Below are 11,250 nucleotides of genomic sequence, written 5' to 3'. Positions count from 1 at the left end.
CGATTTTAGCTACCAGTTTAATAATTTCTGCGGCAGCCATGCTTCCAATTATCCCGGGTAAAACACCAATAACACCGTTTTCGGCACAGTTCGGTATTTCTCCCTTATTAGGGGGGATTGGAAAAAGATCGCGGTAGTTGGTGCTGGGTGTAAGATGATCGGGCACATTAAATATGGCCAACTGACCTTCAAAACCGGCAACTGCGGCAAAAATAAGCGGTTTATTGAGTAGGGCACAGGCATCGTTGATCAGATACCTCGATTCAAAATTATCGGTGCCGTCCAGTATGTAATCGTAGCGGGAAATAATATCGAGGATGTTGTTCTGCTGTAAACGGATAGGATGGCGGATAATCCCGATCTGGGTGTTCATTTCCTGCAAACGTTTTGCCGCAACTTCTACTTTCAATTTTCCGATATCGGCCGTGGTAAATAGTATCTGCCGGTGGAGGTTGGATAGCGAAATGGTATCATCATCAACAATCCCGATATGGCCGATTCCGGCAGCAGCGAGGTATTGCAGGGCAGGACAGCCCAAACCACCGGCACCGATTACCAATACTTTTGCCCTTAAAAGCTGTTGTTGTGCTTCCTCACCAAATCCTTTTAGGATTATCTGTCTGTTATATCGCTCTGCACTCATATGTTAACCGCCAGAAAAAGGGGGCATGATGGCTATGGTAGCCGGGTTTTTAATTTCTGTATTCTCCTGAACGATATTTTTGTTCAGGGCAAGTTTGTATTTCATGCTTTTTAAGGCAGGAAACTGATTTTCGATATATTGCTTAAAACTTTCAGTATCGGTAATGCCTGTGATATCAATTTTTTGATGTCTGATAAACTCAGCAATCTGGCCAAAACTGATGATTTCGATTTCCATGCTGCTAATTTACCTGTAAGATGCTGATTTTGCTCAATCCTTTTACAAATCTTCTTCCCGTAGCGAAATCAGTTGGCGTAATAATGGCGATATTGCCCTTTTCTGCTTTTGCCGGATCGGTATCGTAGCTTTTTAAAACCAATATCTGGTTTCCGGTTGAGGAATTGAAAATTTCGTTCCACGAATACACGACTTTATAATTATCCGTTGCGGTAAAAACGAGGTAGTATTCGCTCAATGTTTTTGGCGATGCGGCATCAATTTCCACTTTGGCCAAAATATCTTTTAAAAGCACGCCTTTAATATTTTTAATGCTGCTTTTACGCTGCATCAAGTGATTGAAAATTGTCATACTATCCAAATTAACGGATTTATAGCTGCTTAAATTGTCTAAAGTAACCGTTAATGGTGTTTTAACCTTTCCTTCGATGGTAAACTGTTTGCTTTCCTGGGCTTTTGCACCAAAAGCTAAAAATAAGAGGGCGATGATGGTATATTTCATATTATGCATGTGTAAATAATAACTTATAAGCAGCCAGCGCCAATACGCAGGCCAGTACATTTTTTAAAACGGTTTGCGGGAATTTTAAGGCGCCAAAATAAGCACCGCAAATGCCTCCAACAAAGGCAACGCCAACATAAGCAAGCATGTGGCTGTTAAAATCGAAGCCTTTAATCAGCTGTCCGCCTAAGCCAGCCACCGAATTTACGAATATAAAAGCGGCACTGATGGCTGCAGTTTGTTTCTGATCGGTCCATTTTAAAAGCAACAGCACAGGTGAAAGAATAATTCCTCCGCCAATACCGATCATACCCGAAAGCAGACCAATAATGCCACCGATAGCCAATGATAGTGGAATATTTGAGGGTTTAAAATCCTTTGGATCGGTGTTTTTGAAAAAGAAAAAACGGATTACAGGGATCAGTAAAAGTACACCTAAAATCTTTTTATAGATCGAACTTTCAATCGCCATCATTCCACCAATAAAGGAGAGTGGGATAGAAGCAAGGGCAAAAGGCCAAAAAGTTTTCCATTTAAAATGTCCGCCACGGTAAAACTGGATAAAAGAAGTAGAAGAAACAAAGAGGTTGAGCAATAAGGCTGTTGGTTTCATAATGGCAGGCGAAATGGCGAAAATGGCCATTAATGCGAGATAGCCGCTTGCACCGCCATGCCCCACAGAGGCATATAAAAAGGCAACTATAAAGAGTAAACAGTAAAATAGAATAAAACTTTCTTGCATGGTTTAGTTTGGTAAAATCATTACAGTTAGGATGTCGCCTTTTTCGAAATGTTCCTGTGTTTCGTTGAGGCAGATGAGACAATTGGATTGTGCAAATGAACTCAAACGGTACGATTCCTGCGCACCAAGTGGTGTAACCTTTCCGTTTTCGTACTTCCCTTTTAGGAAATGTGATAAACCTGCAGGCTTGGTATAAGGATGGCTAAGTTCGGCCTCAATTTCAATTACACTATTTGCTTTTTGAGATAATGTTTTAACAGCTGGCAATACATAATTGTAATAACAGCTTAATACCGACGATGGGTTTCCCGGGAGTCCGAAAATTAATTTTTGACCATGTGTTCCAAAAAACAATGGTTTGCCGGGTTTCTGCTTTACTTTATGGAAAACCTGTTTAATGCCACAATGTGCCGCTGCTTCGATCACAAAATCGTAATCGCCAACACTAACACCACCTGTAAGTAAAACTATATCGCTGTTTTCGATGGCTGTTTGCAATACTTTTTTAAGGATTTCGAGATTATCATCTGCTTCGTAAATACTGATCTGATCAATACCTTCATATTTTAACGCCGCCGAAAGCGAATAGGAGTTCGATTCGTAAACCTGTCCAAATGATAAGGGTTTACCTGGTTCCTGCAATTCTTTTCCGGTTACAATGATTGATATTTTTGGCATAGGATAAACCGTTACTTCGTTAACGCCAATCCCGGCAAGAAAACCAATGGCAGCAGGGCTAAGCAAACTGTCTTTTTCCATGGCCAATGCCCCAGCTTTAATTTCCGAACCTTTATCCCGTGTATTTAAGCCCAATTTTAAGTTAGGATCCTGTACCGTAATTGTCCCATCCAGCCGTGTTATTTTTTCCTGCATTACCACGGTATCTGCACCTTCGGGCAAAGGAGCACCGGTAAAAATTCTGCTGGTTTCGCCATTTTGGATGGTAATGTTTTTAGCCGTTCCTGCGGCCATTTCGCCCACTAAAGTGAGCGTTTTTTCGTAGTCTTCAAATTTTAGGGCATAGCCATCCATCGAAGATTGACAAAAGGCAGGAATGTCAAATCTGGCATAAACATCAGTCGCCAGTGTATAACCTGCTGCTTTTGCCAGGCCAATGGTAACTGGATTTAAAGGACTGGTATGTTGAGAAATAAGGTTTTTGGCTTCTTTAACGCTGATCATGAAAATTTTATCCTCCAATGGTAATCATACTTCTGTTTTGAATGGTTGTGGCGTCTATTTTTTCGAAATCGCTGGCCAGTTGCCCGCCTAAAGCCTCTTTCTTGCTCCAAATTGCCGATTTGATTAAGGGAAGCACTTCTTCATTTTTCCTCAAAGCGCTAAGCAGATCCGTTTCTGAATCAGAAAATAGGCAGTTTTTTAATTTTCCATCGGCTGTTAAGCGCATGCGGTTGCAGGTGCCGCAAAAAGGATGCGTCATGGTGCTGATGATGGCAAATGACCCCTCATGACCCGGAATCATGAAGTGCTTGGCCGTATCGTTCGGTTCTCCTTTTACAGGCAATACCGTAAAATCTTGTTCAACGAGCGCAAGAATCTCTTCTAAAGAAAACATTTGGTTGCTTGTCCATTTATTTCCGCTGAAAGGCATGAATTCTATAAAGCGCACCTGAATGGGGTTATGTTTGGTCCAGCTGATAAAATCGTTGATTTCGTTATCATTAAGGCCTTTCATCACCACCATATTGATTTTTACCCTGATTTTATGCTGTAACAACAGTTCGATATTGCTACGAACCTGGTGAAATACATCCCTACGCGTAATCATGAAAAATTTTTCGGGCTGCAGGGTATCTAAACTGATGTTGATGGATTTGATGCCTGCCTCTTTTAATACCGGGAGCATTTCGGCAATGCGTGTGCCGTTGGTTGTAATTACTAACTCTACGGGAAGTTTGCCCAATGCGGTGATAATCTGGGCTGCATCTTTTCTTACCAATGGTTCGCCGCCTGTTAGCCTGATCTTTTTTACACCATTGGCTACAAAAATCCCGGCCAGTTTGATAATTTCGGCTGTTTGCATCAACCTCGAAGCAGGGGTAAAGTCGTACTCTTCCTCCGGCATGCAATAAAAGCAGCGAAAATTACAGTTATCGGTAAGCGATATCCGCAGGTAATCGTGTACTCTTCCGAAGCTATCTGCTATCATTCCTTGCTGATTAAATTATTATAATCGGTTGCTGTATCAATGTCAATTTCACCGCCTTCAAAAACTACAGTTTCTACATCTAACGGATATTGTTTGAGTAGTTTTTTTGCCCCTTCGGTTCCTTTGAGCGATAAAAGTGCATCAAAATAATCTTTTCCGAAAAAAACAGGTGTACCAATCGTTTGGGCATAACTGCTGGCAATGATGTTTTTACCAGTTTTAATATGCTTTTCGATTAAGTTATTAAAGGTACTCATTTTTATAAAAACCTGATCGGCTACAGCAATAATGATGTTTTTAATTTTGGTGTTTTTTTCAATCAGTGATGAAAGTCCGGCAACAATGCTTGATGCCATCCCACTTTCCCAATTTTTATTGATTACAAAGTCGACCTGATTATTTTGATGTTTTGCTAATATTTCTTCTGCATTTGAACCTAAAACCACTATTATTTGAGTGTTATGTGTTTTTAGGGCTTCATTTATTACGGTTTGGAGCAAAGTTTTGCCTTTATAATTTAAAAGCTGTTTTGGCTTTCCCATACGGGAGGAGTTGCCTGCTGCCAAAATGATGATCGCGGTATCCATCTAATTATTGTTTAATCCATAAACATGGATCGGGTTCTTTTTTTCTTTTAAGAAAATTGCCGATGCACCCGTAAAAACGGATTTGATTTCTGCCAGGATGGAAATAGCGATTTCTTCGGCTGTTTCTGCACCGATATCCAAACCGATGGGGCCGTGTACACGATTTTCATTTTCGGGTGTGGCGAGATTGAGTTCTTCCAGCATCCTGATCAGTTTTTTCTTCGGACCCAATGTACCAATATAAGGCGCGTTGGTATCCAATAAATATTTAAGCAGTTCGAGGTCGTAGTTGTAATTGTGCGTCATCAATACAAAAGCCGTTTGCTCATCAATATCGACTTGGTTCAGCACATTATCTGGTTTACTCACTACAATTTTGGTGGCGTTTGCAAAGCGTTGTGCGGTGGCATGGGTAGGCCTGCCGTCAACAATGTTTACTTCCCAACCTAAAAGGTAGGCCATTTCGGCAAGGGGTTGTACATCGTTCCCCGCACCGGCAATAATTAACGAAATAGGAGGGTGGATCAGCTCCAGGAAAGCATCAATCTCTTGATTATGGTACGGATAAACTTTAAATGCAGCTGTTTTGTTGGCAAAAACTTCCCTGGCATCTTTTACAATGGCCTCTTCGATTTCGTTTGGTATTTTTGATAGGATAGTATCTTTTTTAAACAACATACTGGTACCCAATTGTTGCTTTCCGTCTAAAGCAAAAAGTGTTGTCAATACTGCATCTTCTCTTTTGGCTTGTAAGGCTGATAAAATAGCAATGGGATTTTGTGGATCTTCTTCTATAATGGGTTCGAAAAGGATATGCACAATGCCATTGCAGCCTAGCTGAACGCCAAATTTCGCATCATCTTCGTCGGTAGTATCGTAAGTAATCAGCTTGTTTTCCTGCTGTACAATGGCCGAAAGGGCTTTCCGCAGGGCATCCCCCTCTAAACAGCCACCACTTATGGCACCGGTTAACTGGCCATCTTCTGTAATAAGCATCCTGGCACCAGGCCGGCGGTAGGAGGAACCTTCTACCTTCACTACCGTAGCCAAAGCCGTTTTTTTCTTATCCTTTGTTGCTTTTTGGTATGCTTTGAGTATATCGGTAATTTCTTTCATTAGGGATTGCTGCAATAGAAAGGCAATTTAATGATAATCTATTACAAAAGGGAAAGCAAGGAGCGGATAAGAGATAAGTTATTAGTTGTGATTATCGTTGAGATCTTGCTTTTGTTTTTAAATATTGGTAGATAAAAACTACCAGCCATTGAAAAAATCGTAGGTAAATAATTTATATATGATATAAGGCCTAATACGATTATATTATCGTTTAGCTATATCGATTCGTCATGCTGAATTTATTTCAGCATCTTTTTAGCATGAAAGACCCTGAAATAAATTCAGGGTGACGACTGCTTAATTAAAAAGACTACTTAAAATATCTCAAATGGAAAATTAATTTCATCCCTCAGGTCATTACATCAAATGAGGATTCAGTGTCAGATAGTAATAATATCCGATACCACTAAAATCAAAAAGGCTCCGAATGAAAAATCTCTAAATTAACACAGCGCAAACCAATGCTGTTAAAAAGTTCGGTGATCTCTTTGGTCCAGTCTCTTGGTGAATCTACACGTAGGATTTTGTCACTGTCCCACAGGTCGATGTTCCATTTGATTTCTTTAAAGCGGCTGTTCAGTAACGGACTGATTTCATTTAATTCGCTATCTGAGGATACATTTGTTTTGAAAACGGCTATCATAAAGCAGATTTTTAGGTTTGTTATTGCTGTAGACGTTTCACTTTTGATTTTACTTTAAATAAAAAGCAATTTTTTTAAAATATTTTAAATCCATTACGGAGAACCGAAGCCGTGTTTTAAACGTAAGTGTAAAAGAATCACTTAAATTAAAACAAAATGTTAAATACAACCATCGCCGCCCTGTTGGGAGGACCCGAACTGATCATTGTTGGAATAGCTGTTTTATTATTGTTTGGAGGCAAAAAAATCCCCGAATTGATGAAGGGCCTTGGTAAAGGAATAAAAGAATTCAAAGCCGGACAGGAAGAAGAGAAACCGGAAGTGCCAAAGCAGGCTTAATTCTTTTTATAGGCTGATGGTTTGATCTGGAGCTTGTTAGAACTCCGGATCAGCTTACAGTCCCGAATAATAATCGTAGCCCTGTTCGGCCCAATAATCGCGTGGTCTGCTGTTGCTAAAACTCATGGTGCCGATTCTTTTCAGGTTTTTAATGCCGTATTTTACCGGTACAATTAATCTTAACGGCGCCCCATGTTCGGTGCTGATGGCTTTACCGTTCATCTCATAAGCCAGTAAGGTTTGGGGATGAAGTATACTTTCTCTTTCTAAACCTACATAATAGGCTCCGTTGGGTGTTTCTAGGCCCATATACTGTTTCGAGGCTTCGGTTTCAAGTTTAAAATGAGTCAAAAAATCACTCAGTTTTACGCCAGCCCAATGTTGGATTTCGTCCCAACCTTCTACACATTTAAAATCGTAAACAATTTCTGTTCTGGGCAAGGCTTTTATCTCTTCGATTGTAATGAATCTGTTTTTCTGATTTTGTAGTTTGACTTTAAGTTTCCAAGCTGTAATGTCGAAATCTTCATCATCTTCGATACCGATCAAACTGTTTACCCTTGGGCTTTTAGCCGCCTCTTCTACAGGATAAGTTTTAACCAGATGCCCGTTGCTAAAGAAATTGCGGAAAAAGAGTTCCGTTTTGTTCAGTGCCCTGCGTAGTGGTGTCCTGGTACCTGCGGTAATGCCGGCTGTTTCTTCGGGCGCATTTAAAAGCCATTTCCAACCTGCAAAAGCACCTCCGCCGAGCGCAGCAAAAGCACCAAAAGAGATAAAACTACGGCGGTTTATTTTTTGCTCAACTGTTAATGGTGCTTTAACCTTCTTTTTCTGTTGCGTTTTCATGGTTTTCTTCGATTATTAATTGTTCGGATTGAGGCTGTTCTTCCACCACTTCAAATCCGGCCACTACTGCCCTGAAATTGTTCCATCCGGCAAGGATTACCTGAACAATGTGGATTAAAAAGAATAGCACATAACCTATGGTTAGGGCAAAATGGAGGATACGGGCGAAATGATAACCGCCACATAACCAACAGATCCAATAAAACTGCACCGGCTTATAAATTGCCAAGCCTGTTATTACCGAACCCATGCCCATTAATATGATGGCAGTATAAGCTATCCGCTGCGCCGCATTATATTTCTTTTGAGGCGGAATGGTTTTTCTGAGGTGAAGATCGTGGAGCAATACCAACCAGGCTTCTTTAAATGAATTTTTATTGGGTAAAAGTTCGCGCCACGAACCCGAAAAAACAGTGTAGCTGATATACAGCATACCATTAATGAAAAAGAACCACATAAACAGGAAATGAAAAGCCATTCCCTCTGCCAGGCGGGCAGAAATGTGGAAATAATCATAAAACCACTCCGGGAAAAATTTGATCAGTGTGAAGTTAAAAATCGAAATGCCGTAGGCATCATTGGCCCAATAGATAAACAATCCGCTCCAGATCATAATGGCCAGGACTGGAAAATTTACCCAATGCGTCCACCGCATTAAAAAAGCATGTTTTTCTTTAATTACTTTCATTTTGAGGCTGTTTCGGGCTTAGTCGTTTAAGGTTTATAATCCTTACAGAAAAAAATAAAATAATTTGTAAGGATGTTCAAAACGATGCGACTAAGGGATTAAGCATTATATTTATACAAGATAATCCAACAACATGCAAAACGATACTGGCCTCGATATCGCTGCCAAAAACCTTCATACTAACCCGCTTACCTGGGTTGAAAAATATTCAGATTACCTGTATGGATTTGCGATGGTGAGATTGAGGGATAGCGATGTAGCGAAAGACCTCGTGCAGGATACTTTTTTAGCTGGCTTACAGCAATTGGAACGTTTCGAAGGGAATAGCCACGAAAAAACATGGCTTACGGCCATTCTTAAGAATAAAATTGCCGATTTCTATCGCAAAAATGCTTCGAAAAGCTTAAAAGATTTAAAAATAACTGAAACTGAAAGTGAACAGCAGGATTTTTTTGATGCAGAAACCGGTCATTGGAACGAAAAATACCGCCCGCAGGCATTTGGTTTAGAGGTTGATAATCCCTTGTTAATGAAAGAACTGGGTGTCATACTAAATGAGTGTTTAACGAAACTGCCTGGATTGTGGTTTTCGGTATTCTCGATGAAACATATCGATGATCTCGCTTCAGAACTGATCTGTACCGAACTTAAACTTACCGCATCCAATTTCTGGGTGATTATGCACCGCACGAAACTGAACCTGAGGGCCTGTCTTCAAAAAAACTGGAACTGATATGGGAAACGCATTAAAAAACATTATCTATAACTGTAACCAGGCTACATTTTTGATCGAAAAAAAGCTCGCAGGAAAAATTACCACTGCCGAAACCCTGCAGTTGCGGATCCATTTGGCCGGTTGCTCTGTTTGTAAAATCTACCAGCAGCAGAGTATATTAATTAACAGCCTGTTTGTAGGCTTTGACAGTGGAGATTTTAAACTCGATAAAAGCTTTAAAAAAAGCCTGACTGAGCGGATTGAAAAAGAAATAAATAAAAATTGATTTTTCTGTAAGGTTTTACTTTCTGCTCCGACTAAGGGGTAAATAAAACACATAAAAACATGAGAAATCAAATCTTAAAATCAGCAGGAAAATTATTTATGGCCGCTTTAACTGTGGCTGCTCTTTCGTTACCGGTTTCAGTTTCGGCCCACAGCCCTTTGCAGGAAAAAATGTCTAAAATGAAACAGGATAAAATGGACAAAAAGAAATCTGGCAAAATGGAAAAAGGAAAGATGGATAAAATGAAAACTGATTCTGTGAAAAAAGCCAAAATGGAGAAATCAAAAATGGCCAGCGACAAAATGTCGAAAAGTAAAATGTAAAAACATTGGCAGGAAAGACACCATCTTTCCTGCCTTTTAATTTAATCATATGAAAAGAATTATACTATTTATGGCCTTACTTGCTGCCCTATCCTTAGAAGTAAAGGCGCAAAAAGGATTAAAAGAAGGAGATAAGGCTCCGATATTTACAGGGATTGATCAAAACGGTAAAACTGTAAGTTTGAAGGATGCACTTAAAGCGCATCGTTCTGTTGTACTGTTTTTTTATCGCGGCCAATGGTGCCCGTATTGCAATAAACATATTAAAGAACTGCAGGATTCATTAAGTTTACTGAGTGCCAAAGACGCTTATGTAATAGGCGTAACGCCCGAAACCAAAGAAAATATTGATAAAACCATTAAAAAGACCAAAGCAGGTTTTTCGATTGTGCAGGATAAGGATGATGAGATTATGAAAGCTTATGGGGTAAATTTTATGATGGATGAAGCAACCTTTACCAAATACAAAGGTTATGGCATCGATCTGGAAGCGAATAATGGCAATAACCGCCATACACTGCCGGTGCCTGCTACTTATATTATCGATCGATCGGGCAAGATTAAGTATGTACATTTTGATCCCAATTATCAAAAAAGAGCTTCGGTGCAGTTACTGCTTTCTAAACTTTAATAAACTTACTAGAATGGTAAATACCCGGTTATATTTTAATGTAGCCGGGTATTTTTTTGTTGAAATATTTTTCGGTATTTACGGCCTCATTTGAGGGAGAGATTTAAAAAACAAATACTGACCTCAAACCTAGCCAATACCGTTTCTAATCACATGATGAAAAAATATTTTACCGCTTTATTCCTGTTTATTACTTACCAGCTTCAGGCCCAAACCATTGATGTAAGTACTTTTGGTGCCAAACCCAATAGTTTTGCCGATGCTACATCAAGCGTACAAAAGGCTATAGAAGCGACCAAAGGACAGGCAAAATCAGTGCTTAATTTCCCTAAAGGGCGATACGATTTCTGGCCCGATAGTGCTACCGAAACCCGTTATTATATCTCCAACTCCTCTTCGGAAGTAGAATTTCCGGTTAAAAAACAGCGCGTTGGTTTATACCTCAAAGATTTGAAAAATGTGACCATAGAAGGCAATGGTTCGGTATTCGTTTTTCATGGGAAAATGATCAGTTGGGTGATTGATGGAAGCGAGAATATCCGTTTGCAGAACCTTTCGGTTAATTATGAACGACCGGGCATGTCGGAAATGACATTGGAAGAAATTACACCAACATCGGTTACGGCCAATATCCATCCCGATAGTAAATTCGCTATTATTGATGGCCGTTTAGAGTGGTATGGCGAAAAATGGATTGCTAAAAATCATCATGCTGTTTTGTTCAGACCAAATGCAAGTACCTTAACCTATAGTGGCTGGGATGTTTTTTCGAAAAGTAAAGC

16 protein-coding genes and 1 pseudogene are annotated in these 11,250 nt (G+C 39.8%); 6 read left to right on the top strand and 11 right to left on the bottom strand.

Annotated features, from left to right (window positions below):
* The 9 genes from B2V92_RS24695 to B2V92_RS24655 form a co-directional block, all read right to left on the bottom strand.
* Positions 1 to 643: HesA/MoeB/ThiF family protein (locus B2V92_RS24695; RefSeq protein WP_293313124.1), on the bottom strand; the 643-nt coding region annotated here is incomplete at its 3' end.
* A gap of 3 nt (positions 644 to 646) precedes the next feature.
* Entirely contained in the window at positions 647 to 880 is a 234-nt protein-coding gene (locus tag B2V92_RS24690; protein WP_293313122.1) for a MoaD/ThiS family protein, read from the bottom strand.
* 4 nt (positions 881 to 884) lie between these two features.
* Positions 885 to 1,382, bottom strand: a complete 498-nt coding sequence (locus tag B2V92_RS24685; RefSeq protein WP_293313121.1) for a molybdopterin-binding protein — start codon at positions 1,380 to 1,382, stop codon at positions 885 to 887.
* A gap of 1 nt (position 1,383) precedes the next feature.
* Entirely contained in the window at positions 1,384 to 2,124 is a 741-nt protein-coding gene (locus B2V92_RS24680) for a sulfite exporter TauE/SafE family protein (protein ID WP_293313119.1), read from the bottom strand.
* A 3-nt stretch (positions 2,125 to 2,127) separates the two neighbouring features.
* Positions 2,128 to 3,306: a gephyrin-like molybdotransferase Glp gene (gene glp / locus B2V92_RS24675; protein ID WP_293313117.1), complete on the bottom strand. Its 1,179-nt coding sequence runs from the start codon at positions 3,304 to 3,306 to the stop codon at positions 2,128 to 2,130.
* A 7-nt stretch (positions 3,307 to 3,313) separates the two neighbouring features.
* Positions 3,314 to 4,294 (bottom strand): GTP 3',8-cyclase MoaA, encoded by a 981-nt coding sequence (gene moaA / locus B2V92_RS24670; protein ID WP_293313115.1) that lies wholly within the window; start codon positions 4,292 to 4,294, stop codon positions 3,314 to 3,316.
* A complete protein-coding gene (locus B2V92_RS24665; RefSeq protein WP_293313113.1) occupies positions 4,291 to 4,881 on the bottom strand; it encodes a nucleotidyltransferase family protein in 591 nt (196 codons plus the stop codon). Before B2V92_RS24665 ends, moaA begins: the two co-directional genes overlap by 4 nt.
* Positions 4,882 to 5,997, bottom strand: a complete 1,116-nt coding sequence (locus B2V92_RS24660; RefSeq protein WP_293313111.1) for an XdhC family protein — start codon at positions 5,995 to 5,997, stop codon at positions 4,882 to 4,884.
* Positions 5,998 to 6,409: 412 nt separating this feature from the next.
* A complete protein-coding gene (locus B2V92_RS24655; protein WP_293313109.1) occupies positions 6,410 to 6,640 on the bottom strand; it encodes a hypothetical protein in 231 nt (76 codons plus the stop codon).
* Positions 6,641 to 6,796: 156 nt separating this feature from the next.
* Between B2V92_RS24655 and B2V92_RS24650 the strand changes: the two genes are divergently transcribed.
* Positions 6,797 to 6,979: a Sec-independent protein translocase subunit TatA/TatB gene (locus B2V92_RS24650; protein ID WP_113946998.1), complete on the top strand. Its 183-nt coding sequence runs from the start codon at positions 6,797 to 6,799 to the stop codon at positions 6,977 to 6,979.
* A 54-nt stretch (positions 6,980 to 7,033) separates the two neighbouring features.
* Here the strand turns inward: B2V92_RS24650 and B2V92_RS24645 are convergent, their stop codons facing one another.
* Positions 7,034 to 7,825, bottom strand: a complete 792-nt coding sequence (locus B2V92_RS24645; protein ID WP_293313106.1) for a molybdopterin-dependent oxidoreductase — start codon at positions 7,823 to 7,825, stop codon at positions 7,034 to 7,036.
* A complete protein-coding gene (locus B2V92_RS24640) occupies positions 7,797 to 8,513 on the bottom strand; it encodes a cytochrome b/b6 domain-containing protein (protein ID WP_293313104.1) in 717 nt (238 codons plus the stop codon). Before B2V92_RS24640 ends, B2V92_RS24645 begins: the two co-directional genes overlap by 29 nt.
* A gap of 133 nt (positions 8,514 to 8,646) precedes the next feature.
* On the opposite strand from B2V92_RS24640, the gene B2V92_RS24635 reads away from it, so the two are divergent.
* The 5 genes and pseudogenes from B2V92_RS24635 to B2V92_RS24615 all read left to right on the top strand — a co-directional run.
* Entirely contained in the window at positions 8,647 to 9,246 is a 600-nt protein-coding gene (locus B2V92_RS24635) for a sigma-70 family RNA polymerase sigma factor (protein WP_293313103.1), read from the top strand.
* A gap of 1 nt (position 9,247) precedes the next feature.
* On the top strand, positions 9,248 to 9,514 hold the full coding sequence (locus B2V92_RS24630) for a zf-HC2 domain-containing protein (RefSeq protein ID WP_293313101.1): 267 nt from the start codon (positions 9,248 to 9,250) through the stop codon (positions 9,512 to 9,514).
* Positions 9,515 to 9,573: 59 nt separating this feature from the next.
* A complete protein-coding gene (locus tag B2V92_RS24625) occupies positions 9,574 to 9,837 on the top strand; it encodes a hypothetical protein (protein ID WP_293313099.1) in 264 nt (87 codons plus the stop codon).
* Between the two features lie 49 nt (positions 9,838 to 9,886).
* Entirely contained in the window at positions 9,887 to 10,468 is a 582-nt protein-coding gene (locus B2V92_RS24620; RefSeq protein WP_293313097.1) for a peroxiredoxin family protein, read from the top strand.
* Positions 10,469 to 10,621: 153 nt separating this feature from the next.
* Positions 10,622 to 11,250 (top strand): annotated as a pseudogene (locus tag B2V92_RS24615) (hypothetical protein); the annotation flags it as partial.

The organism is Pedobacter sp. UBA5917, from assembly GCF_002432345.1.
Classification (GTDB): Bacteria; Bacteroidota; Bacteroidia; order Sphingobacteriales; family Sphingobacteriaceae; genus Pedobacter.
This window is presented reverse-complemented; position numbering and strand designations above follow the sequence as displayed.